17 protein-coding genes and 1 tRNA gene are annotated in these 25215 nt (G+C 44.9%); 3 read left to right on the top strand and 15 right to left on the bottom strand.

Translation table 11 applies throughout. The features are described from left to right. Positions 1–19: 19 nt before the first annotated feature. Entirely contained in the window at positions 20–850 is an 831-nt protein-coding gene (locus NST25_RS20530) for a helix-turn-helix domain-containing protein (protein WP_076304048.1), read from the bottom strand. Positions 851–1081: 231 nt separating this feature from the next. Here NST25_RS20530 and NST25_RS20535 point away from each other — a divergent pair, with 231 nt between their 5' ends. Then, on the top strand, positions 1082–1945 hold the full coding sequence (locus tag NST25_RS20535) for a class I SAM-dependent methyltransferase (protein ID WP_036685718.1): 864 nt from the start codon (positions 1082–1084) through the stop codon (positions 1943–1945). A 3-nt stretch (positions 1946–1948) separates the two neighbouring features. Continuing rightward, a complete protein-coding gene (locus tag NST25_RS20540; RefSeq protein WP_340392388.1) occupies positions 1949–2695 on the top strand; it encodes an RluA family pseudouridine synthase in 747 nt (248 codons plus the stop codon). A 754-nt stretch (positions 2696–3449) separates the two neighbouring features. Here NST25_RS20540 and NST25_RS20545 read toward each other — a convergent pair. The 6 genes from NST25_RS20545 to NST25_RS20570 form a co-directional block, all read right to left on the bottom strand. Next, a complete protein-coding gene (locus tag NST25_RS20545; protein WP_076127601.1) occupies positions 3450–3881 on the bottom strand; it encodes a MarR family transcriptional regulator in 432 nt (143 codons plus the stop codon). Between the two features lie 192 nt (positions 3882–4073). Beyond that, a complete protein-coding gene (gyrA, locus tag NST25_RS20550) occupies positions 4074–6515 on the bottom strand; it encodes a DNA gyrase subunit A (RefSeq protein WP_339168788.1) in 2442 nt (813 codons plus the stop codon). A gap of 177 nt (positions 6516–6692) precedes the next feature. Then, positions 6693–8675 (bottom strand): DNA topoisomerase IV subunit B, encoded by a 1983-nt coding sequence (parE, locus tag NST25_RS20555; RefSeq protein ID WP_076183949.1) that lies wholly within the window; start codon positions 8673–8675, stop codon positions 6693–6695. Between the two features lie 169 nt (positions 8676–8844). Further along, complete coding sequence (locus NST25_RS20560; protein WP_036685819.1) at positions 8845–9834, bottom strand: ABC transporter permease; 990 nt, start codon at positions 9832–9834, stop codon at positions 8845–8847. Then, the gene (locus tag NST25_RS20565; RefSeq protein ID WP_036685707.1) at positions 9827–10807 is read right to left on the bottom strand and encodes an ABC transporter ATP-binding protein; all 981 of its coding nucleotides are present in this window, start codon (positions 10805–10807) and stop codon (positions 9827–9829) included. The genes NST25_RS20560 and NST25_RS20565 overlap by 8 nt, the downstream gene beginning before the upstream one ends. 102 nt (positions 10808–10909) lie before the next feature. Beyond that, positions 10910–11749 (bottom strand): GDSL-type esterase/lipase family protein, encoded by an 840-nt coding sequence (locus NST25_RS20570; protein WP_340392389.1) that lies wholly within the window; start codon positions 11747–11749, stop codon positions 10910–10912. 239 nt (positions 11750–11988) lie between these two features. Between NST25_RS20570 and NST25_RS20575 the strand changes: the two genes are divergently transcribed. After that, positions 11989–12061 (top strand) — tRNA-Lys (locus NST25_RS20575). Between the two features lie 133 nt (positions 12062–12194). On the opposite strand, the gene NST25_RS20580 is transcribed toward NST25_RS20575, so the two are convergent. From NST25_RS20580 to NST25_RS20615, 8 genes are all read right to left on the bottom strand, one after another. After that, on the bottom strand, positions 12195–12911 hold the full coding sequence (locus NST25_RS20580; protein ID WP_036685704.1) for a CAP domain-containing protein: 717 nt from the start codon (positions 12909–12911) through the stop codon (positions 12195–12197). Between the two features lie 313 nt (positions 12912–13224). After that, complete coding sequence (locus NST25_RS20585; RefSeq protein WP_340392391.1) at positions 13225–15189, bottom strand: WG repeat-containing protein; 1965 nt, start codon at positions 15187–15189, stop codon at positions 13225–13227. A gap of 1358 nt (positions 15190–16547) precedes the next feature. Beyond that, a complete protein-coding gene (gene mglC, locus NST25_RS20590) occupies positions 16548–17555 on the bottom strand; it encodes a galactose/methyl galactoside ABC transporter permease MglC (RefSeq protein ID WP_076127586.1) in 1008 nt (335 codons plus the stop codon). Between the two features lie 93 nt (positions 17556–17648). Next, positions 17649–19160 (bottom strand): sugar ABC transporter ATP-binding protein, encoded by a 1512-nt coding sequence (locus NST25_RS20595; RefSeq protein WP_076101437.1) that lies wholly within the window; start codon positions 19158–19160, stop codon positions 17649–17651. A gap of 146 nt (positions 19161–19306) precedes the next feature. Continuing rightward, positions 19307–20377, bottom strand: a complete 1071-nt coding sequence (locus NST25_RS20600) for a galactose ABC transporter substrate-binding protein (RefSeq protein WP_094903385.1) — start codon at positions 20375–20377, stop codon at positions 19307–19309. A 198-nt stretch (positions 20378–20575) separates the two neighbouring features. Continuing rightward, the gene (locus NST25_RS20605) at positions 20576–21598 is read right to left on the bottom strand and encodes a substrate-binding domain-containing protein (protein ID WP_036685687.1); all 1023 of its coding nucleotides are present in this window, start codon (positions 21596–21598) and stop codon (positions 20576–20578) included. Next, on the bottom strand, positions 21595–23424 hold the full coding sequence (locus NST25_RS20610) for a sensor histidine kinase (RefSeq protein ID WP_080742537.1): 1830 nt from the start codon (positions 23422–23424) through the stop codon (positions 21595–21597). Before NST25_RS20610 ends, NST25_RS20605 begins: the two co-directional genes overlap by 4 nt. 2 nt (positions 23425–23426) lie before the next feature. Further along, a complete protein-coding gene (locus NST25_RS20615) occupies positions 23427–25079 on the bottom strand; it encodes a response regulator (RefSeq protein WP_076127582.1) in 1653 nt (550 codons plus the stop codon). Positions 25080–25215 lie beyond the last annotated feature (136 nt).

A 25215-nucleotide genomic window follows, 5' to 3' on the forward strand; every position in this document is an offset into this window, starting at 1 on the left:
CACGCTTTGTATTGCAAAATTACGACATTCTTCGGTCTGCATAGACCAAGGCTTCAAGTGGGGTTCTTCCTGCATATTTTTTGAAATTATTGATAAAATGGGACTGGTGACTGTAACCATACGCGAAAATAAGATCCTGCATATTCTTTGTCTGCCCAGGTAAATGACACATCTCACGCCATACATTCTGAAACCGCACGAGATCTGCTGTTTTTTTGGGCGATACACCTATATATTCTTGAAAAAGCCGTTCAAGTTGTCGTCTGCTTAAATTAGAACTGGTCTCCAAATCCTCTGCGGTCACAATCCCTTTTTGTTTAACCATAGTATAGACTGCGTTCATCATCCGATCGTTAGTCCGCCCTCTACGCTCTAGACGACGAAGCAGATAGGCTTCAGCGGCTGCAATCCTTTCGTCCATCGAGTTTACTTTCTCCAATAGATGACCAAGCTCTTTTTTAAAAGTGCCAAAATATTGTTCTACATCGACATGTGCATTCAAGACATTCCGCAGATGATCATCTGCAAAAAAATGAACCGCCCAGAAATGAAATCGGATACCAAAGGTTGAACTCCCCCCTGGCTTTCTGTCTGAAGAGACTTCAAATGGAGTGTCATTAATGCCGGAGAAAAAAGTGTTTGTATTGCCTGATTCTCTATCCAAATCCCAAATAATATCCATACAGGTGTCCGGAATTATTGTCTCCGTCTCAGGTTGTTGTATAGACTCCACATCTACAGAACCCCAAAAACAGCGAATAAACGGCTGCAAGGCATGGCTGGGCAGAAACTCACTAGTGTGGTTGGGTTTTGCAGTTATAGGGAAATACAGCGGTGAGAGATTGAACATAGCTTTAGTTCTCCGATCGTAAATAGGGTAAGAACTCTACTATCTGATCATACACAATCAAGTCATGAAGCACCAGTTGAATAGCCGCATAAGCATGGGAATATTATACACTTCATTAGCATTGGACAAAATAATTGGTGAAGCTGGCTGAGGTGTAATTTGTTTGTAGCAATCAGGTGAAATGTTGTACAATAAAGGCTAAATGAATTTTTTTGAAGGATGGATTAAATCATGTATATAGCGAGCGATTGGAAAGACTATGAAGTAATTGATACAGGCGGTGGAGAGAAGCTCGAACGCTGGGGCGATATTATCTTGCGTCGTCCTGATCCACAGATTATTTGGCCTCTAAATAATGAGACCGCTAAATGGCGTGATGTGCACGGACATTATCACCGTTCCTCCGCTGGTGGCGGACAATGGGAAATGAAAAAAACCATTCCGGACGATTGGAAGATTAGCTATGGTAAATTAAAATTCCACTTACGTCCTACAAACTTCAAGCATACAGGACTATTCCCGGAACAAGCAGCCAACTGGAGCTGGATGATGGACAAGATTGCAGCGGCTAACCGTCCAATCTCAGTGCTGAATCTTTTTGCTTACACAGGTGGAGCTACTGTGGCAGCGGCGAGTGCCGGTGCGTCTGTCGTTCACGTGGATGCAGCCAAAGGTATGGTGCAGTGGGCGAAAGAAAACGTTCAGCTGTCTGGTCTTGGAGAACGTCCAGTGCGTTTTATCACGGATGATGTATTCAAGTTCGTACAACGTGAACAACGCCGCGGCAGCAAATATGACGCGATTATTATGGACCCTCCTTCTTACGGAAGAGGACCTGGTGGAGAAATGTGGAAGCTTGAATCAAGTTTGTACCCTTTCCTTGAGAGCTGTATGGAGATTATGAGCGACAACCCATTGTTCATGCTCATTAATTCCTACACCACTGGAATTTCTCCAACTGTACTGCGCAACATGTTGTCCATGACCATGGGCAAACGTTATGGCGGAAAACTTACCTCCGGCGAAATTGGTCTTCCGATCACCTCCTCCGGCATGAACCTGCCATGTGGTATCCTGGGTCGCTGGGAGGCGTAAGCCATGACACAGCATAGTTCCGGCAACAATGAGGCTGTAAGCGGCGGATCACAACGCTTTGAAGTGTTATACGAAGACAACCATCTTCTGGGGATTGTAAAACCCGTGAATATTCCTGTTCAGGAGGATGCAACAGGCGATCCTGACCTGCTGAATCTGCTGAAAGAAGATGTGAAGGAACGTTTCAACAAACCCGGCAACGTCTATATAGGTCTGGTCCACCGTTTGGATCGACCGGTTGGGGGCGCAATGATTTTTGCCAAGACTTCCAAAGCGGCTTCAAGACTATCCGAGAGTGTCCGTACTCACGGCTTTCATAAGGTGTATTTAACAGTTGTGCATGGTAAACCGCCAGCCACTCGTGGCCGTCTTACAGATACGCTGCTTAAAGACGCAAAGAGTAACACCGTCACCGTGGTTCGAAAAGGAACTCCCGGCGGCAAGGAAGCAATTCTGGATTACACAGTGCTTGACAGTGCAGAAGGATACAGCCTGCTTAAGATTGATTTACTTACAGGGCGTTCCCACCAAATTCGGGTGCAGCTGAGTTCGATCGGCTGTCCATTATACGGTGATCAGAAGTACGGGGCTTCAGTGAACAGACCGGGGCAACAAATTGCGTTATGGTCAGCACTTGTAGGATTCCCTCACCCTGTTACTAAAGAAGAAGTGGAACTCATCTCTCTGCCCCCACAAACCCATCCTTGGGATCTGTGGCCGCGTGAAACACTACAAAAAGGGCTGTTCTAAAGCAGCCGTTTCTAGGCAATGAAACGATAAAAACGAGGCAGTGACTCTCCGGTTAGTGGAGAATCACTGCCTTGTTTTTGTTTCTGCGTCTGCTACTTGAACAGACTATGGACAGAGGGTCCACGTTGGAGTGCTCTTCTAGCTCCGCAGGATATGCTTAGTCCGATTTTTCCAGCCGGGCATTGAATATCCCTTTGAGATTAAAAATCCCTTCGAGATTAAACATCATTTTGAGAGATTAAACATCCTTTCCACCTTCCAGCCTGAACTTAGCTAACGGTCAACCGCTCTGTTTAGCGGTGGATCAGCAGTGGTACAGTAGTGGTACAGTAGTGGATCCTAGTTGGAATCTGAAATGAAAGTAAGATAACTGCACTCTATACACTTATTCCGAATAAAAAAGCAATAGATCGGATTTTAAGTGTACTCTTTACAATTAAAAATCAGGGAAACTGCAAAAAGAGAAGTAAATCAAGAAAATAGTTGTATAAAATACAGTTATATTTCATCACTCGAGTAAATAGCAAACAATAGCTGTACAAAATACAACTAAATACATCTAGATGCCTCTAATTGCTCTAAAACACTCTAAACGCTTCTACATACTCTAAATGCTTCTACATACTCTAAACGCTTCTACATACTCTAAATGCTTCTACATACTCTAATGCTTCTACATACTCTAAATGCTTCTACATACTCTAATGCTTCTACATACTCTAAATGCACTAGTGATACAGCCAAGCTATTTGCTTCAAGGTGTAGAACCCTCCGGTGTAGTTGTAACAACCATTTTGCCCATTAAGTAGAGCAGTAACTGTTGGTTATGAGAGGAGATCGGATCAAGCGCTTCCGCAAAAAAATCACTGCGGATCTTTAGACCCCGTGCAGTTTCTTCCATTCCAGTCTCCGTTATACTCACCCATACAATCCGCCGGTCCGAAGCATCTCTTTCCCGCACAATAAGCTCATGTTTCTCCATCCGATCAAGTAACATCGTAACCGCTGCAGGACTGGTCGCCAAATGTGGAGCCAGATCAGAAGGCTTCATGGCGTCGCGTTCCTGAAGCAGTTCAAGTACAGTAAGTTGGGCATCCGTCAGCGTTGGAGCAAGATTACTGTCCATATGTAATTTATAATCTTTTAAAATCTTATGCCAAATTTTACTGAATTCAGAAGCATGCACACTTATTCCTTCCTTTCCTCGCGGTTCTATCCGGTATATCTACATTTTCGCGAAACAACTTCCATTTCCTGCAAACGAAGAAAAAATAAATCTGCCGGACCTTCAGCATAAAAAAATAAAAAACGACGCTTAGTCAACCCTCCAAAAGAGCGGACTAAACGCCGTTATAAAATCACTTGTTAATCGCTAGTTTTAATGAACTGATGGGAAAAGATTTATGATCTCATCCTTTTTCTCCACAGCTACAATCTGTTTGCCTGTAGAACGACGCTCGCCCAGCGGCGCTGATTCAGAGGAGAACGTATAGTGGGCATTCTCACGGGTAACGGCATTCAGTTCTAATGGCTCCTTGCAATAGAAAGCCCCTGCTAACCTGCTGCCATTTGGACGTATTCGTTTGCCTTCCTTGAATTCGAAGGTTGGCATTCCTTTGCCACCACGGCTTTGTGATGGATAATCCACAAGTAATGAACGTTTCGCATAACCAATATCAGAAATAGCAAGGATTTCGCCTTCATCTTCGCTGACCCAGAAGCAGGAAATCACCTCGTCGCCCTCGCGCAGCTGAATTCCTCTTACACCGGATGCAACGCGACCCATAGGGTTAACCTCATTCTCATGGAATCGGATACTCATTCCCTCACGGGTGACCAGCACAATGTCCTTGTCATTCGTACTAGAAGCCACTGTAATGATCTCATCACCCTCGGCTACCTTACAGGCCGCTACAGCTCCAGAACGGCTTGTAGAGTATTCCTTGAGCTCTGTACGCTTCACCTGACCCCGACGGGTGACAAACACAAGGCTCTGCTGCGGATCATCTAGATTATTAACCGGAATCACACTAACGATTCCATCTCCTTTAGACAATCCAATAACATTCACAATCGCTGTACCAGGCTCTTTCCATTTAAACTCCGGAATCTGGTGCACAGGAAGCAAGAAGTATTGCCCCTTGCGGGTAAATACCAGCAGACTGTCACGGGTATTTACATCCAGCAGCCTGACGATATGATCGCCTTCTTTGACGCCTGAGGTATGACGCTCCCCACCAGAACGGGTGAAGGAAAGCATACTAGTCCGCTTAATATAACCATCTGCTGAAAGAGCAACGAGCACATCCTCCGCATTGACCAGCGCTTCAAGGCTAACCTTGAGCTCCTCGACTTCGCCTTGGATCAGAGAACGGCGATCAATGCCGTATTTGTCGCGAATCTCCAGCAGTTCCTTACGAATTACAGCAACTAGCTTTTTGTCGCTATCCAAAATGCCGCGCAGATGTGTAATCTTTGCCATCATTTCATCTAACTCTTTCTGGAGTGAAGTGATCTCCAGATTGGTCAGACGATACAATTGCAAAGTAAGGATCGAATCGGCTTGGCGTTCACTGAAGCCGAACATCCATACGAGATTGTTCTGAGCATCCTGACGATTTTTCGAAGCTTTGATCGCAGCGATAACCTCATCCAGGATGTTTAGTGCTTTAACTAAGCCCTCTAAGACATGAGCACGGTCTTCAGCGCGTTCCAGATCGAACTGGGTGCGATGAGTCACAACTTCACGCTGATGTGCGATATAAGCTTCCAGGATGGCTTTTAGACCAAGCTGCTGAGGTGCTTTGTTAACAATAGCAACCATATTGAAGTTATAGGTAATTTGAAGATCGGTTTTTTTGAGCAGATACGCCAACACGCCTTGAGCATCAGCCTCTTTTTTGAGTTCGACTACAATCCGCAGTCCCTCACGGCCGCTCTCATCACGAACCTCGGCAATGCCATCGATCTTTTTCTCCAGCCGAATATTCTCCATGGAAGTAACCAACCGTGATTTTACAATCTGGAATGGAACTTCCGTGATCACGATTTGCTGCTTGCCGCCCCGCATATTCTCAATCTCTGTTTTGGAGCGCAGGTAAATACGGCCTTTACCTGTGCGGTAAGCATCCATGATGCCGTCTCCGCCCATGATTGTGCCGCCTGTAGGGAAATCCGGACCTTTCATGAAGGTCATAATTTCTTCCAGCTCAATATTTGGCTTCTGCATCACTGCGATACAAGCGTCAATTACTTCACGCAGATTATGTGGCGGAATTTCAGTAGCAAAACCCGCAGAAATCCCACTCGTGCCATTTACGAGCAGATTCGGATACCGGGAAGGAACCACAACAGGCTCTTTGGCCGTATTGTCAAAGTTATCTTTAAACAAGACCGTCCGCTTCTCGATATCACGCATCATCTCCATTGCAATGGGAGACAGCCGTGCTTCTGTATAACGCATTGCCGCAGCTGGGTCATCGTCCATGGAGCCCCAGTTGCCGTGACCGTCAACTAGCACATGCCCCATCTTCCAAGGCTGTGCCATACGTACCATACCATCGTAAATAGAGGAGTCACCATGTGGATGGTAATTACCCATTACATCTCCGACAGTTTTGGCTGACTTGCGGTATGGCTTGTCAGGGGTGTTGCCGGAGTCGTACATCGCATAAAGAATCCGGCGCTGCACGGGTTTAAGTCCATCACGGACATCGGGGATTGCCCGGTCCTGAATAATATATTTGGAATACCGACCAAAGCGGTCACCGACGACCTCTTCCAGAAATGCCGGCAAAAATTGTTCTGATAAACTACTCACTTTGCTCACCTTCTGTTCCTCAAACTGCCCGTTTTAAAATAGTGTGGTGATTCTCAGGTACTTCAGAGCTTTTTGGAATTCTGGGCACTATCGCTCCTACTGTTCCAAAATTCCCCTAGGTCCCATAAACACCAAGCTCTTAGAAAATCGGGATTATCGTCACTTGCAGCACTGACATTACTCTACAATTTCGGTGAAATCGACATTTTCAACAATCCAGCGTTTACGTGGATCGACTTTGTCACCCATAAGTGTTGAAACACGGCGCTCCGCCTTAGCAGCATCCTCAATCTGTACCTGAAGCAGCGTACGCGACTCTGGATTCATCGTTGTCTCCCACAGCTGATCGGGGTTCATCTCGCCCAATCCTTTATAACGCTGAAGCTCGAAGTTTTTGCCGAATTCCTTTAAGTAATTTTGCAGCTCTTCATCACTCCAGGCATACCTTACAGTCTCCAGCTTACCCGTTTTGCGGGTCAACTTATAAAGTGGAGGCTGAGCGATAAAGACCTTGCCTGCATCTAATAAAGGCTTCATATAACGATAGAAAAATGTCAGCAGCAGCACCTGAATATGCGCTCCATCGGTATCGGCATCGGTCATAATGATAATTTTGGAATAATTGCTGTCTTCGACAGTGAAATCCGGACCAATTCCAGCACCTATTGTAGATATAATTGCTTTATACTCGTCGTTCTTCAGGATGTCCAGCAGCTTAGCTTTCTCCGGATTCATCGGTTTACCTTTTAGCGGCAATATCGCTTGAATCTTAGAGTCACGGCCTTGCTTAGCTGAACCACCGGCGGAATCACCTTCCACGATAAACAGCTCTGTACGTGTAACGTCCTTTGATTGTGCAGGAGACAGCTTACCGCCAAGATTCGAGCTTTCGCTGCGTTTCTTGCCTGTGCGGATCTCATCGCGGGCTTTACGTGCCGCTTCCCGCGCTTTCGACGCTTGAATCGATTTCTTCAGAAGGCTCTGCGCAACTTGTGGATTTTCTTCCAAGAAACGCGCCATATTTTCAGAAACGATATAATCTACTGCACTACGGGCGGAAGCACTGCCAAGCTGATCCTTCGTCTGTCCAACAAATTCAACCTCGGACATTTTTACACTGATGACAGCCATCATGCCTTCCCGCAGATCATTGCCTTCCAGGTTTTTATCTTTTTCTTTAAGCAATTGCGTGCGGCGGGCATATTCATTTAATACACGAGTGTACGCAGTTTTAAAGCCGGTCTCATGTGTGCCCCCGCTGCGAGTTGGAATGGAGTTTACGAAGGAAGCCAAGGTTTCTGTGTAGCCTCCGTTGTATTGCAGAGCTACTTCTACCTCGATATCATCCTTTTCTGCACTGAAATGGATAACATCATGGAGAACATCCTTACCTTCGTTGAGGAACTGCACAAATTGACTGGCTCCACCTTCATAAAAGAACTCATCCTGACGGTTGCTCCGCTCATCTTGCAGTGTAATACGCAAACCGGAATTCAGAAAAGCAATCTCCTGAACCCGCTCTGCCAGCGTGTCATAATTCAGAGCAATTCCATTTGGGAAGACACGAATATCTGGCTTGAAAGTAATTTTCGAACCCGTTTTATTGGTGTTACCCAGAACTTCAAGACCAGTTACAGGTTCGCCAACATGCTCCTTGCCCTTCTTGTCCACCCAGTACTCAAACCGCTGCCGATGGATTTTGCCCTCACGATAAATCTCTACTTCGAGCCATTCAGACAAAGCGTTTGTGACAGAAGCCCCTACGCCATGCAAACCGCCTGATTTTTTATAACCCGATCCACCGAACTTACCGCCCGCATGCAAAATTGTAAATACAACTTGCGGGGTAGGTACCCCTGTCTTATGCATTCCAGTTGGGATCCCCCGTCCATTATCGCTAACGGTTATCGAGCCATCCTTGCGAAGCAGTATGTCAATCTTTGTACAATACTTGGCTAAATGCTCATCTACGGCATTATCTACGATTTCCCATACTAAATGATGTAGTCCTGAAGAACTCGTACTGCCGATATACATGCCAGGTCGTTTGCGTACTGCAACCAGACCTTCGAGCACTTGAATGTCGTCAGCATCGTATCCAGTACGGCCATTCTCGCCGTTATTAGAAACTTCAGCAAACATATCGATCTGTTCGAGCATTCATGCTCCTCCTTCTTTTCTCTATACTAAGAAGAAACGGCTTGGCCGTCCTTTATGTTAAGAACGGTATCCGTTACTGCCAAAAACCTAAGGATAGAATATAACGTGAAATTATACTCTCCTATATTTCTAAGAAATGCAAACAAACGTTTTGGTCACTTTGTTCATTCTAATTCAAAATATCCCTTTTCGTAAAGACGGCGAATGAAATGATCACCGAAGCGGCCCCCCATACAGCCAGCACAGCCATGGAAAATGACAAGGACATCCCTTCAATGGGGGCGGGAGTACCAGACAAATAGCTGGTCAGTCCAAGATTTACCATAAATAAATATTTTGCTGTTGTCCAGGCAGAGGCCATATTGGTCAGTATACTACCTGCAATCAGCGCTGCCATCATAACTACTATACTCGCCGCAGTACTGCGAACAAGCACCGAGATCATGAACGCGAGCAGTGCAACCACTACGCTGACGAACCAAATCAAACCACCTTGCATAAGCATATATTTCCACTGGGGCACTGCATGTACAGTAGACATATCTAGCGAATCACCACTGATTTTAAAGCCTGTAAAAACAGGAATATTAAAACCTTTAAAACCAAAGGCGAGACCAGAGATAAAGTAACTGATTGCAAATGTGGAAAGTACGATAAGCGAGACAAACATTAGCAGTGCTGTCATTTTGCTAAAAAGCACCTTCCAACGCTTGACCGGCCTAGTCAACAGCATTTTGATAGTTCCAGTTGTCCTTTCGGCCGAGACCAAATCTGAGGCCACCGCCATAATGAGCAACGGAATAAATAATGTAACCGAATTATCCATAAATTCTCGGGTAAAGGTAACCCCGCTAGGTTCATTCGGATTAACGTCATGGTGAAGATAATACTGAAGCTGTTGTACAAATATTCGCCGATAAGTCTTCCATTCCTCTGGAATCCGGTCACTGCCCAGTGAATTTTGATTATCGATAATCTGCTGCTGGATCTCAAGCCGCCAATCGGAATTAAATTTCTCCCGACTCCGTTCGGCTGAACGCATCTGTGCATAGGTGAACATAGGCACCAGTACAATCAGAATCAGCAGTATAACATAAAACCGTTTCTTTTTTATAATCTTCAAGCACTCATTACGGATTAGCGGAAGCAAGTTACTCAACATTCTCACCCTCCGTTAGTTTCAAGAATAGCTGTTCCAGTGTCGGATTAATTTTATGCACAGCTCTCACCTCAATTTCAGCAGTAACCATTACGGCCACAATCTCGGGGATCAGATCCTGATCCATGATCGTTATTAAAGAATTGGGGCCCATCCCGGCAATAATTGAGTCATCTAATGTGACGTCTTCCAGTTTCTGAATTTGAATATCTGAACGATCAGCCAGCATTTCCCGGGCCTCAGCAAAAGGCTCCAGCTCCCAAAGTACATACGGCGAATTACGAGCGATCAGCTCATCTACCGCACCTACTGCCAATACACGCCCTTTACTAATAATCGCTACACGGTCGCAAAGAAGCTGAATTTCACTAAGCAGATGGCTCGATACGAACACCGCCAGCCCTTCATCCGCCAGCTTGCGAATGAATTCTCGCAGCTCTTTAATGCCTTTAGGGTCAAGTCCATTCGTCGGCTCGTCCAAAATAAGCAGCCGTGGACGTCCCAACAGCGCCTGCGCAATGCCTAATCGTTGTCTCATCCCAAGCGAGTATGTACTTACCTTATCATGTATCCGCTGATCTAATCGAACAATATCTACCACTTCGCTAATACGTTCATTGTCTACGCCAGGCTGCATCCGGGCAAAATGCTGCAAATTCTCCCACCCGGTCAAATAGGTATATACCTCAGGATTCTCAACGATAGAGCCTACATATTGCAATGCTTTTTCCGGATTTCGGTTCACATTGTACCCACATACTGTAATCTTGCCCTCAGTAGGTCGAATCAAATCCACAAGCATGCGGATCGTGGTCGTCTTCCCAGCCCCATTAGGCCCGAGAAAGCCGAAAATCTCCCCTTTTCTCACATCGAAAGTGACATCATCTATAATCCATTTTCGTCCTATTTTTTTACGTACCCCGTCCACAGACAAGACGACTGTGCCGGAGTCTTCACTATTCGCTTTTGTCATATTTAATTTAGCTCCTTGTGACTGTCATTTTCTCGGTTTGTACTTGCTCAAAGGGCATTTACCTACATGATCTTACTGCAAAATTTAACACTCACCTATATACTACTGCACAGCCTGTATGAACCGTTCTCCGATTCGCTGATAGCCATCACCATTAGGATGAAAATGATCGGTGGATAGATACTTGTCCAAATGTCTGTTAAACAAGTCAAACGTAGGAACCAAGGTCATGTTGCTATGCTCATTAATAATATCCATTGCCGTATTATTCCACTTCTTTACCGCTTGATTGCCTGGTGCCAGTAATTCTGGAATATCGCCAAAGGGATTATACAGCCCCATATAGTAAACTTGCGCATTCGGATTGATCTGTGAGATTTTATCGAGAATCTTCTCCAGTCTAGCTGCTGCTTCTGGCAGAGCGGCTAATAAAGACTCTGGAGTCAGCTCCTGCCCAGAGGTTGATGAAGTTGTGTTGCCCTGTTGCGCCCCATTATTCTCAAGAATATCCGAATCCTTAAACAGATCATTTCCTCCGACGGATAGCAAAACAACATTCGACATGCGCAAGGCATACTCCACACCATCTTCGTTCAGTTTGCTTAACAGCCCCGCAGTAGTCAACCCGTTAATCCCCATATTGCCTAAAAAGTCTACTGTGACACCTTTTGCGGATAAACCAGTAACCGTACGCTTAACAAACCCTTCTCCGGTGTTATCACCGGTCCCCTTGGTAAGCGAATCCCCGAGCGCAACAATTTTGAGGAGCTTGACGGTCTCCGTCACCGGTGCGGCTGTTTGCTGAGGCAAGCTGCTCTCGGTAACCTCTCCGACCGGATAGATAATATCTTTAACCGCATAAACTAAACCAACCATCAAAACTATAGTTGTTACTATGGAAATCAAGCTGACGCTGCGCCATGTCCATTTCGAATCCTTCAAAGCTATCCCTCCGTATGCCGTTCTATTATGTATTGTTCCACAATTTACAAAGATCTTAACTATGTTACATAAACATAATTCTTCCATACAAGTTTTGCAAATGTCTAGCAAAGAAAAAAATCCCGCTGCTACAGTGTTTTTGCCGAGGAACGAGTGTGGACTTTTTTGAAAATAAAAAAATACTGGCTTTTTAATTAATGCCATTATATAATATTCACCGTTGACTCTTTAGACATTACGGGTTATTAGCTTAGCTGGTAGAGCAGCCGACTCTTAATCGGCAGGTCGCAGGTTCGACCCCTGCATAACCCATAGAGCTAGACAGAAGAAGTAAGGACAAGTTCCTTACTTCTTTTTTTGTTGCATTTTTATTCTTCACCACACAAAAAAAACCGCTCCCCGACTTACATCGGAGAACGATTTCTTCCTGAAGCATCTACGCGTATTATTTACCAATAAACTCTTGAACCCAGTAATTATTATCATAACCGACACCGATATAATTGAAGTTAGCATTCAAAATATTAGCGCGGTGACCTGGACTATTCATCCATGCCTTCATTACTTCTTCTGGTGTTTTTTGTCCCATTGCGATGTTCTCACCTGCGGCTTTATAAGTGATGCCAAAGGATTTCATCATATCAAAAGGTGAACCATACGTAGGTGAAGTATGTGAGAAATAGTTATTCGAACGCATATCTGTAGCTTTTGTAGCGGCAACTTTGTGCAGGCTGTCCAATCCAGCTACAGGTGACAAACCAGCTGCTGCACGTTCTTTGTTTACCAGCGTTACGATTTGCTGAACATAGGTTCCTTTATTGCTCACAGCACCTGTTGTAGTTGTATTATCAGTTGGCTTAGTTACAGTAGTTGTGTCTGCTGGCTTTGTAACCGGTTTTGTAGTTGTAGTTGTGGTCGTGTTGTCTTTGTTTGGTACTGTTCCAGTTTGCGGCTTAGTTACCACGATTGTGCTATTCGAAAAAGGGAATCCCTCAAGATTAGCTTGTTTAAAATATTGTAATATTTGCTCATAACTTGTGCCTTTTATTGTTACTGTCGATTCATTCGATGCCGCATTTGCTTCCAATGGAAGAGAAATACTAAGTGCCATAACAGCTGCCACGCTACCACCGATGATTGCTTTTAATGTCTTGTTCTTCAATCTGCCATCTCCTTTTTTCTTGCGTGTAATATATGCTTCTGCCTAGAGTGACCATCTACAAATGTTACAAAGTTGTAATTTGTTCCTCAGTCATTGTAGCATAAATCTCTCAAATGTGCGCTTCTAATTTTTTACATATAATAGTCTTGACTGTAAGATTTCCGATTCCTAGATACATTCGCTTTCTTTCGCTGTTTTCCTGCCTAAAAATACCATTTTACCTGTTATGCGCGAAAAAAAAGCGAAAAAAAGCGAAAAAAGTCGCCCTCCCCGAAAGGACGGCAACTTCAGCAAACCTATGGATACCTGACGATTAATGAAACGATTGCCAGAACTCGCCCTCCGTAGAGATCAATCCCATGATTTCCGCATAAGGAATCCGGAAGGTTGGAAAACCTGCAGAATACGGAGCGATCTCATAAGGTGCGAAATATAGATACAACGCTTCATTATCTACAAAGAAGGGCTGATCCGAGGTAATTCCTTTATACGTATCCGGAAAAACATATGAATATTGTGGATCGTTCTCGATCTGTTTGCCCACAATTTTACTGAGCTTCTCCACATATCTGCTGCCCGGCTTGAACAAGTCCCCCAGCTTATAGAACCTGCCGCTGCGCAAATTAATATGCGGATAGATTTTGGTAGGCATTCCATGTGCTGCTCCAAAAGGAAAACGATACCCGGTCAGCTCCAGCACCAGCAGGTTTTTACGGAAGAAAGAGACTGAAAAATCACCATTATAACTAAAGTCCTGGGAAACCCCTCCACTCCCAACGTCTTCAGCAAGGGATAGCTTGCGCAGCTTATCGTTAACCTCTCGCGAAACTTCCGCACTTGCAATCCCCTCAACGACCGGATAATACACCAGATAATCCCTGTTCGGTTTGTATTTCTTCTCCACTACGGAATAGGGAGGTCTCAGCGGAATGACTCCATTTTGGCGCCAAACCTGCTTTCCCTGCCGATCATAATAAGATGTGCGTTGATCTACATCTGCTCTTATCAAACGTCCGCTAAGGGTGAGTGTTCCTGCCCCTGGAATAACTGGGGGCTGGGCTGCCTTTTTTCCACTTCTATCGATAAAATAAGTATCTTTAGCATCAAATACAGACGCCAATCCCTCCTGGTAATTGTTCACGCCAAGCAGGGTGTGATTGCTCAGGACCGCTCCCGTTTCCGCATCTGCAATTACGTAACGTGATCCGCGATAAGGCTGGCTGGGGAATACAGGCGTTCCTATGGCTACTCTGCCTTCACCTAGCTGCAATACTTCATAATATTTTGCCGGGATGATCATTTTTCCTTGTTTATCAATCAGCCCGTAGGCGTTGCCATAATTTTCAGCGGTATTCACCACCGCACGTCCCTCTGAAAAAGGTAAAGCAGAGGTGAATTGCGGCTGAATAGCTACAGAACCATCCGTATTTAAATAGCCATATTTACCGTTTTCAGTCGCTTGATAGGCTAGCAAACCTTCTCCCGGACTTCCAACGAAAGGATGGTTATACGTATGCAGAATGTTCCCATCCGGATCGATGAGCGCATACTCTCCTTCTTTGATTTTAACCAAAGCCATGCCGTTCATAAAATCATTGGCATCTACATAAATCGCGGGCAGCACCTCTTTGCCTTGCGCGTCCACATATCCATATAGCGATTGGCCGCCGGTCGTATTTTGTTTTGAAAATAGTGCACGCCCCTCATGTAATGAGTTCAAATAATCATACCGGGCGGACGTCACTTCTTTGCCTTTTTCATCAATAAAAGTGTAGCCCTTGGCATCCGACACGACCGCGCGCTCTTCCGAAAAAGGCGCAATAAAAGAATAGATCGGCTTCACTCGTTCTCTTCCAGTGCTGTCAATGAGCCCGCTGTTATTTTTTCGCTGAACTACGGCAAGACCGTTCTTCTGAAAATCCTCAGCATATTCGTACCGGGGTTCAATCTGAACACGGCCCTCGTCATTAATATATCCCCAAAGTGTGCCCTCTTTGAGATTAAACGGCGCCGGATGCAGACCCGTGGTCCGCAGATCGTCCCCCACCCACTCCGGCAATAAGTATGGCGCCTCAAAAGGCTTATTAGAGTAATCTACACGATATAATCCCGCTTCTGCCGGAATCGTGACGAATAACTCCTCTTCCGTGCGTATGAAATCCTCATCCTGCTGAGTAATATAATCGTTCCAGCCAATGCCATCCCATTTCCATACATCCGCCTGTATCAGACCATTGTCATTCCCTTTCCCCAGCTCATTCAACCTAATCCTTAACATCCAGTCGCTCCCCTTTAATAAAGGCATTTGCCTATAGAATATGGGAGAACGTTGGTTTATGTGCTTTTTGATCTTTGGGGTTAGGGGGAGAGGAGCATTCTAGGATAAAAATACCGTGTTTCCTCCATAGTTGCTCGTTTCGGCGAATTCTAGGGCATTTTTGCCTCTCTTTCCTCCACTGTAGCTCGTTTTGGCGTACTTTAGAGCATTAATGCCTCTCTTTCCTCCACTGTAGCTCGTTTCGGCGTACTTTAGGGCATTAATGCCTCTCTTTCCTCCTCCGTCGCTCGGTTCGGCGTATTCTAAGGCATTTTTGCCTCTCATTCTTTCACGTTAGCTCATTTCAGCTAATTCTGCGGGATTTATACCGTTCTTTCTCCTCACATAGCTCAGGTCGCTAGTTCTACGGGATTTATACTGTTCTTTCGCCACACATAGCTCGTTTCAGCCAATTCTACGGGATTTATACCGTTCTTTCGCCCCACGTAGCTCGTTTCAGCCAATTCTACGGGATTTATACCGTTCTTTCGCCCCACGTAGCTCGTTACAGCCAATTCTACGGGATTTATACCGTTCTTTCACCTCACATAGCTCAGGTCGGCTAGTTCTACGGGATTTATACCGTTCATTCGCCACACATAGCTCGTTTCAGCCAATTCTGCGGGATTTATACCGTTCTTTTACCTCATGGTGATTCTGTTCTGTTACTAATATTAGTTTGTTGATATTGTTGGTGAGCTATGATGAATATGATGTGTTTTCGTGGTGCTCCTGATGACGATGGTTGTGTTATTACTGCTGATATTGATTTGTGGCGGTGATTGCCGTGTTCATGCTGATAATGTTGAGAGGATTGTGATAACCGTGTTTGTATTGAAGACATTAATTTGTGATGGTAATGATGCTGTAGATGTTCCGTGGCGGTGATGGTGTAACTATCGGGTGGAGTAAGTCCTATTGGTGCAATATTAGATTTGATGGAGCAGGGGTGGCAATGTTGATTGAAGTTGGTGGTGGTAAGTAATGTTGATGTTAGTGTTGCTGGCGCTGTTTAGTCGTGGTGGCATTTTGGCGGGTAGTTTTAGTGGTGTATTTGTTTCATGTTGGTAGTAGCCATTGATGATCTGTGTGTTAGTGGTGGTGACACTATTTGGTCGTGGTGGCATTTTAGTGGGTAGTTTTCGTGCTCGTGCGTAGTTTTCCTATGCGAGGAGCAAGGGGGCGACGTTCAGTACTTATGAATTGGTACTTATGAACTGATTCTTACGAGTTGCTTATATCCGCAAGCGAAATGGACAAACCAAAAAGCGTTTGCCATAAATAGCAAACGCTATAATCACCACACATCCCCCACACAACTACTTCTTCGAAGAATATTTCCGCATATCAAATGCGACCGCGGCGATGATGATCAGACCTTTGATAATCAACTGATAGTAAGGGCTGATGCCGATAAAGGTCAGGCCGTAGTTGATTAAGGTAAAGATAATAACACCGACCAGAACACCTGGCACTGTTCCGATACCACCGGTTGTGGACACCCCGCCCACGACGCAAGCAGCAATCGCATCAAGCTCATACATGTTACCATAGTTATTGGTTGCGCCACCTGTTCTGGCAGCCTCCAGCACACCCGCCAAACCATAAAGGGCTCCAGCAATCGCATAGATGTAGATCAAGTTCTTGGAAACATCGATGCCAGATACTTTTGCTGCCTGCATGTTACCGCCGATAGCGTACATGTTCTTGCCCAGCTTAGTTTTATTGAACACCACCCATACGATGGCGGCGACACCCAAGGCTATCAGCACGATATACGGGATTGAATATTGCCCCTTGCCAATAAACCCAGAACCGATTGTAGTGAAATCTGGACGCAGACCGCCAATCGGCTGTGATTGGTTGGGGTCCATGTCAAAGTACAAGGAATTCAAGCCGTAGACGATAACCATCGTACCCAGTGTTGCGATAAACGGCGGGACGTTCAGCTTGGAGACGACAATACCATTGACTAGTCCGCAGAGAAGGCCAGCGATAATAGCTATAAGGATCGGAAGCCACACTTGCACCTGCGGCAGATCAGGAAAAAAGCGCCGGGAATAATCCGGAATTTGCAGCATCGAAGCAGAGATTACCGCTGTAAAACCAACCACACGTCCAGCAGACAAGTCCGTCCCAGCTGTGATAAGGATGAAGGCAACACCAAGCGCGATGATAATCCGTGTTGACGACTGAATTAGAATGTCCCGTAAAGTATTTACAGAGATAAAGGCCGGCTCATATAAGGCAATACCCATAATTAGAATTACCAAGACAATATAAATAGCATTTTGAGTAATAAAAGATTGGGCTCGTTTAGCGTTCATTAGTAGTGTTCCTCCTTAAAGTTACGCGAAGAGTACTTCTCTTCGTAAACCAAATCTAGTTTCGCCCAGCAAAACTATCATTGAAATCCTATCCTAATGCTGTGCAGCGAGCCGCATAACTTCGGTTTCCGTAGCTTGCTCGCCTTCTAGTATTCCGGTAAGCCTACCCTCCGACATGACCATTACACGGTCAGACATTCCGAGCAGCTCCGGCATTTCTGAGGAGATCATAATGATGCTTTTCCCTTGCTGCGCCAAGTCGGCAATAATCGAATAAATCTCGAATTTAGCCCCTACGTCGATACCGCGAGTCGGCTCGTCCAGAAGCAGGATTTCGGGCTCGGTTAGAAGCCATCTGGCGAGCAGCACTTTTTGCTGATTCCCACCAGAAAGATTCATGATTAGCGTTTTGGTTGTTGGAGTTTTGGTCCGTAATTTTTCAATCATTTTATCGACTTCTTCTTTTTTCTTTTTTCCATCTAGTAGAAGTAGTAGTTTCTGGTATCGATGCAGATTAGCGATTGCGCCATTTTCATGAACAGACAAGACTGGAAAAATACCGGTGACACGCCGTTCCTCCGTAAGCAAAGCCATTCCGTGTTTCTTAGCATCCTTGGGAGATTGGATATGAATGCGCTTACCATCGATAGAAATCGTCCCCGATTTGATAGCCCTCAGGCCGAATAATGCCTCAATAACCTCTGTTCTCTGAGCGCCTACCAGACCACCAATCCCTAAAACCTCACCTCGTCTTAATTCAAAAGAAACATCTTTAAACGATCTTTCTTCAGGGGAGGTTAACCCTTCCACCTTCATATATACTTCGCCAGGCACGTTAAAGCGTTCTGGGAATCGATTGGTCAAGTCACGGCCGACCATTTTGGAAATGATAAGGTCTGTGGTCAATTCCGCCGCTGGCCAGGTTCCGATTTTTTTACCGTCCCGCATAATGGTAACTTCGTCAGAAATCTCGAGAATCTCTTCCATTTTGTGAGATATATAAATAATAGCTACGCCTCTACTCCTAAGGTCCCGTATGATCCGAAATAAATGCTCCACCTCCACACTGGTCAGGGAGGAAGTAGGTTCATCCATTACAATAACGCGGGAGTGAAAAGAGACAGCCTTCGCAATTTCAATGGATTGGATTTTGGATACAGAGAGCTTACCCACTAATGTCTCGGGATTCAGATCGATATCCAGATCTTTAAACAAATTCTCCGTGTCAGTGTACATTTTCTTATGGTCAATAAACTGAAAAGGTCCAATCCCTTTGGTTGGGAAACGTCCTAACCAGATATTCTCCATCACACTTCGGAACGGCACGGGATGCAGCTCCTGATGAATCATGGAGATCCCATTTTTCAAAGCGTCATTTGAGCTTCCGATAGAGGTCTTCTCACCCTCCAAAAAAATCTCACCGGCATCCGGTGAATAAATACCAAAGAGACATTTCATTAAAGTGGACTTACCCGCACCATTCTCGCCCATAAGGGCATGCACCGAACCTGGTCTGACCTTTAAACTAACTGCATCCAGCGCTTTGACGCCGGGGAATTCTTTAGTAATATCATTCATTTCTAGCAAAAACTCAGCTTTTTCCATGTTGTTACGCCCCCTACGCTTTTTTCTTTTTTCATGAGAGGCACAGCGGTTTCATCCTGTTCCCTGCCTGAAAGAAATCCGAGGAGCGAATATCCGCTCCCCGTTGCTGCCATATGATCATGAATTCCATCTAGATTAGAGCGTTATTATTTGGCGTCATCGATATTGTCTTTGGTGATCTTTTTATAGGAAATCCACACGTATTGGTTGTCTGTGATATCAAAGCCTACGTTATCTTTTGTAGGTGTTTCTCCTTTAGCAAGCAGAGCAGCAACTGTGATCGCAGCTTTACCTTGGTTGTTCGCATCATTCAGCACGGTACCAAGCATCGTTCCATCTTGCAGCGCTTGAATCGCAGGAGCAGTAGCATCTACACCTACTACCGGCATGAATTTATCACCCGTGAAGTAACCTGAAGCTTTCAGAGCTTCGATGGCACCGAGAGCCATATCGTCATTGTTCGCAAGCACAGCTTCAATTTTGTCGCCATGGGAGCCAAGGAACGCTGCCATTTTTTCTTGCCCTTTTACGCGGTCCCACATCGCAGTATCTTCAGCCAGCTTTTCTACCTTGATGCCGGCATCTTCAATTGCTTGGATGGAGTAAGTAGTACGAAGCTCAGCGTCTTGGTGCCCCGGTTCGCCCTTTAGCATTACGTATTGGAGGACACCGTCGCCGTTTTTATCCGCTTCAGGATGTGCCTTCCAGTAATCCACGATCAGTTGACCGGACATAGTTCCGGATTCTTCTGCCTTAGCGCCTACATAATAAACCTTATCCCATTTCTTCATATCTTCTGGCAGCGGCTCGCGGTTCAGGAAAACCACCGGAATATTTGCCGCTTTTGCTTTTTCGATAATAACGCCAGCCGCAGTACGGTCAACCGGATTGATCAGCATGCCTTTATATTTTTTGGTGATGAACAAGTCAACTTTGTCATTTTGTGTGGGTTGAGAATTTTGGCTATCTACGATATCTACAGTAGCAATGCCTTTGGCAGCAGTGTCGATTGCGTTACGAACACCTGTCATGAAGGTATCGTCAAATTTGTAAATGGCTACCCCTACTTTTGGCGTTTCAGTGGAAGAGCCCGCATTTTCAGTTTTTGGAGCGTTGGTAGCTTTACCACTGTCTGCATTATTGTTGCTATTGCCACAGCCTGCCAGGGCGGCACCCAGTATTGCGCTTGCTAAAAGAACGGAAGTGATTTTTTTCATTATTCATTGACCTCCTGTTTATACTTCTTTTTTTTGGTTTAACCCTGAATTCTCTCGGGCACATCCATATTATGCCTTAGGTGAAAACGGTTTCGAATATAAAATCCTACTCACTTTTATAAAAATTCTACTGAACCCAAAAAACGAATACCTCCCATTTTAAGGATGGCATTCGTCTTTTCAAAAATAAACCGTCCACTATCTGACGAAGGGAAATAACAATTTCTGATTCTCAGGCCACAGCATATTGTCCAAATCAATGAGTTTAGTGCCCGTATCGACACGTTCAGGAACATCCATTCCTTCGATTACCTCAACGGCATGTTTTACGGCTAAATACCCGTTACTAAAAGGATTTTGGATTACGGTCGCTTGAACCGTACCCTCCTGCAGCAACTCCATCATTGACGGGGAGCTGTCGAACGCAACCATTTTAATATTATGCAGCCCTCGGCTCTGGATAGCTTTTGCCGCCCCCTGTGAAGCTGTCTCATTCAAGCTGGCGATCCCGCGAAGATTTGGATGTTTCAGCAGCATTAACCGTGTCAGCTCTTCAGCATCACTAATACTCGAAGTGGTATATGAAATCTCTACTACCTGTATGTTCGGATATCGGGCAGCGTAATTTAAAAATCCCTTTTCCCGCTCCTCCGCGTCCCTAGCACCATATTCAATGCCGTTTGAAGACTCCTGCTCCGCCCCCAAAGATGAATTTGTGAAGTTAATGATGCCGACCTCCCCGTATCCATTTAGCAGCTGAATGAGTCTTTCTGCAGACTTTTGTCCCGCTTCATAACCGTTTGAACCCACATAGGCTCTTACTCTGGCCGAACCGACTTCTGCATCCACAGACAATACGGGAATCTTGGAATATGCCGCCCGATCAACCACTTGTGCAAGTCCCATGTAGCTGCTGGCAGCTAAAATAATAACGTCCGCTTTTTCTTTAATGGAGTCCTCAACCATTCTGACCTGTTCCGCAATATCACTCTCAGCATTCGGAGCTTTGAACGTTAGTTTCACATTAAATTCCTGTGCCGCGGCTTCTGCACCCAATCTAACTGTATTCCAATAGTCGCCTTTGTTCATTTTCACAATAAGATGAATATTGCGGGTTTTGTTCGTGTTGATATAATTAGGTGCCGAATTGAAACACGACGTGATCGTGGTCCATAACACCACACATACCAGCAGGGTTAGCCAAAAACGAACGATTCTCATACCGATGTCTCATCCTCCTCATGTCCAGGATTGCCCTCGCCTGCTGCGAGTGCCGGGAAGATAAGAGTAACCGTAGTGCCTTCTTCAATTTCACTTTCAAAAGAAAGACCATAATCACGCCCATAATACAGCTCAATACGCTCGTTAACATTTCTAACGCCTACCCCGGAGCCATGCATACTCTTACTGCCGCCTGTTAAAAGAACCTTCATAGTCTCCTCGGACATTCCCAGTCCATTATCACGAATGCGGATGATGACAAGATCATCCTTCAGCTCCGCTTGGATCGAAATAAAACCTTCATCAGGCATCATTTCAATCCCGTGATACAGGGCATTCTCCACAATAGGTTGTAAAATTAGCTTAATCGTCTGACACTGCAGCACTTCATCCTGAGCCTCGATCTCGTAGCGGAACTTATTTTTGAACCGAAAACTCTGAATCACAAGGTAATGACGAACATGATCAAGCTCTTCCTGCACGGTAATCATATTATTCCCTTTACTAAGGCTAATCCGGAAAAACTTCGATAAGGACTGAATCATCGTGACTACCTCCTCAGTCTTGCCGCGTTCAGCGAGCCGGATCACAGAATTCAGGGTATTGTACAGAAAGTGCGGATTGATCTGGGATTGCAGTACTTCAAGCTCACCTTTACGTTTGGTTTCCTGTTCATAAATAATCTGATCCATCAGTTGGCGGATACGTTGCAGCATAAGGTTAAACCGTTTGGACAGCTGTTCCACCTCATACGCCCCACTGACATCTATTCGGGTGTTGAGATCCCCTTCGCCCACCTGCTGAAGCGTCCGTTCCAGCTTGCGGATAGGGCGGGCAATACGTGCAGACAAAAAGACAGATACAATAATTACACATAAAATGACTACCGCTAAAAACCAGGATAAAAAAGTGTTTAGATCACGTTTGGTGGTTACAATCTCATCATAATAAGCCACGCCCACGATCTTCCAGCCTGTCTGTTCCAGTGTTCTTACGGTGATAAACCGTTTTTCACCCGTAGACTCATCCAAATAGCTACGAAAAGCATATTCCAGTACTGGCTCCACATTCTCATATTTTAAGCCAGCGTAAATCAGCTGCTGCTGGGGATGGTACACAATATTTCCTAGCTGATCGAGGATGTAAGCGTATCCTCTTTTGCCAAGCTTAACCTGCTTGCTCAGCTCATCAATGGTTCGAAAGTTAAAATCCATCAGCAGGATGCCGGTTTTTAAGACTCCGTTCTCCTTATATTGAATTAATTTGCTGATAGACACGACCCAGATATATTGACCTTTGAACAAATTCTGAATATGAGGTGCGGAATAGGAGAGCTCTGATGTTCTTTGCGCCGTCGTAAACCAGCTCTGAGTCTCCAGCTGTGTGTTGCTGCGCAGCTTCTGACCGGGTGTACCCACGACATATTTCCCCTGTGGTGTAAAAACAGCCGCCGAGACCAGATCCTCTCTGCTCCCCATTAGCATAGCCATTCTTTCCGTCAATAAAGCGGAATCTACGGAAGGGCTATTCGTAATCTGCTCCTCCGCTGTCTCAAAAATATTGCGCATTCCCTTAACATAAAGACCCAGATTGTAATTCACTTGCTCAATGATCTGCTGCATATTCATATTGGCATTCTCTTCTGCGGTCTTGGCAAACTTGTTGTACAGCATAAGGCTGACAACGACAGCTACCAGCACGGCAACAGATGTAAAAGTGAGTGTAATCGTAACTTGAATGCTTCGGAGCTTGGAGGACAACCGACGTTTTCCGCCTTTGGGATGCTGCGGTCTTAGATGAAAGGAATAAGGTTTATCCTTCAGCATCTTTACCCTCCTCTGGAGCTGTTTTTATACTCTTTAGGAGATTGGCCATATTTTTTGCGGAAACAAAAGCTGAAATAGTTAGGATCGGCAAAACCTATTTTTTCTGCGATTTCAAAAGCCCTCAGCTCCGTGGACCGCAAAAGTTCCTTGGCTGCCTCTAACCTAATTTGCAAAAGATAACTAACGAACGTCATTTTCATTTCCTTCTTAAAAATACTGCTAAAATAGCCGGTACTTATATGTAAATGCTGACAAACCTTGCCGATGGAAATATCAGATTCAACATAGTGGCTGCGTATATATTCTTTAGCTTCATCAATAAGCAGCTTATAGGAAGATTGACGTTCTAATGCAATCGTATCCATTAAACCGCTACAGACTGCAATAATCCATTGCTTGGCTTCGGCCATACTATTAAATTTATTGATGGCAGTTAGCGACGAAATGCCAGAACCAATATACTTTGCAGCTTCACTGCCGGATTCTTTAGCCACTCGCAGGATAGATGTAAAAATCTCCAGCAAAAAAATCTGATAATCCTGTGTAGACACCTGCTCTGCGTCAAGACCGGCAAATAACTCCTCAACAACCTCTTTGAGTTCTTGCACCGTACCTAGTTTAATCGTCCGGATTAAGGATTGCTGGGTTAGTTCATCATAGGTTAGCAGTGTGCTGGAACGTGACTCAACGTCCTCAATCCAGATCACCCGGTTATTGCCGAGAATAAGCCGATAATCTAATGCCTGCAAGGCATCCCCAAAAGAATTAAATAACAAAGCAGGCGATGAACAGACCGTTCCGGAGCCTGCCGTTACCGTCAGCTTCAGAAAACGCTGTACGTTCTGGCGGATTTCTTCAAGAAGCTCAAAAGTCTTTCCAGTGATATCAGTTTCTTCCCCTTCTTCATGGATTGTGAGCAATACGACCTCATCACGATGAATAAACACCCTTCCAAAACCATGCTTCGAGCATATTTCTTCAGCAATATTCAGCACAGCGAATAGCTGTAAATTCTTTTCACCAGTGTCTCGTAAAGAAATTTGCCCGCCTGTTGCACCCCCAGCAGATTCCCGCTCAGGACGAATATAATCCACACTAATTACCGAAGCCTGAAACCACCGTCCCGTTAATTTTATGCCATATTCAGTGCTTTTCTCAGCAATTTCATCCGTACGCAATCTACGCGAAATAAGGGACGATAAAAATTGCTCCCTTAACACAGGCAGACTTTTCCGGTAATGCTCACTGAGTACAAATACATTTTCTTTTTCTGCAATTTCAGCCTCGATAGTGGCTCTAACCTTAAGCAATACTTCAATTAATTCCTGTGAAGAGAACGGTTTCAAAATATACTCATCAATTTGCAATTTTATCGCCTTCTGAGCATATTCAAATTCATCATACCCAGTCAAAATGATAATCTTAGTGTTAGGATGATGACTACGAATCCATTCAGCCAGCTGAAGTCCATTCATAAAAGGCATTTGGATATCGGTAACTACCACATCCGGCAGCAAACGGTCTATGGCATCCGCAGCTTCCCGTCCATTCTCCGCCTGCTCGACAATCTCAAATCCGTAACGCTCCCAGTCAATCTGCCCGATAACGCCTTCCCTAACGTCTTCTTCATCTTCAGCAAGAACTAGCTTATACATGTCTCATCCCTCTTTGGAAACGTTTTAGATGTCATAAATTTTATTGTATATGATTCAAACCAATCCATCTATGGTTAAGTTATTTAAATAGTTTTAGGTATTAATATATTAAATACATATAAAAAAAGAGTTCCAG

Source organism: Paenibacillus sp. FSL E2-0190 (assembly GCF_037992965.1).
GTDB lineage: Bacteria > Bacillota > Bacilli > Paenibacillales > Paenibacillaceae > Paenibacillus_AQ > Paenibacillus_AQ odorifer.

What these genes read in the sequence shown, in the direction of transcription:
- NST25_RS20605 (WP_036685687.1), bottom strand. Translation starts at nt 21,598, where the DNA reads ATGAGAATCGTTCGTTTTTGGCTAACCCTGCTGGTATGTGTGGTGTTA.
- parE (WP_076183949.1), bottom strand. Translation starts at nt 8,675, where the DNA reads ATGCTCGAACAGATCGATATGTTTGCTGAAGTTTCTAATAACGGCGAG.
- NST25_RS20595 (WP_076101437.1), bottom strand. Translation starts at nt 19,160, where the DNA reads ATGGAAAAAGCTGAGTTTTTGCTAGAAATGAATGATATTACTAAAGAA.
- NST25_RS20535 (WP_036685718.1), top strand. Translation starts at nt 1,082, where the DNA reads ATGTATATAGCGAGCGATTGGAAAGACTATGAAGTAATTGATACAGGC.
- NST25_RS20565 (WP_036685707.1), bottom strand. Translation starts at nt 10,807, where the DNA reads ATGACAAAAGCGAATAGTGAAGACTCCGGCACAGTCGTCTTGTCTGTG.
- NST25_RS20600 (WP_094903385.1), bottom strand. Translation starts at nt 20,377, where the DNA reads ATGAAAAAAATCACTTCCGTTCTTTTAGCAAGCGCAATACTGGGTGCC.
- NST25_RS20530 (WP_076304048.1), bottom strand. Translation starts at nt 850, where the DNA reads ATGTTCAATCTCTCACCGCTGTATTTCCCTATAACTGCAAAACCCAAC.
- mglC (WP_076127586.1), bottom strand. Translation starts at nt 17,555, where the DNA reads ATGAACGCTAAACGAGCCCAATCTTTTATTACTCAAAATGCTATTTAT.
- NST25_RS20610 (WP_080742537.1), bottom strand. Translation starts at nt 23,424, where the DNA reads ATGCTGAAGGATAAACCTTATTCCTTTCATCTAAGACCGCAGCATCCC.
- NST25_RS20540 (WP_340392388.1), top strand. Translation starts at nt 1,949, where the DNA reads ATGACACAGCATAGTTCCGGCAACAATGAGGCTGTAAGCGGCGGATCA.
- NST25_RS20615 (WP_076127582.1), bottom strand. Translation starts at nt 25,079, where the DNA reads ATGTATAAGCTAGTTCTTGCTGAAGATGAAGAAGACGTTAGGGAAGGC.
- NST25_RS20585 (WP_340392391.1), bottom strand. Translation starts at nt 15,189, where the DNA reads ATGTTAAGGATTAGGTTGAATGAGCTGGGGAAAGGGAATGACAATGGT.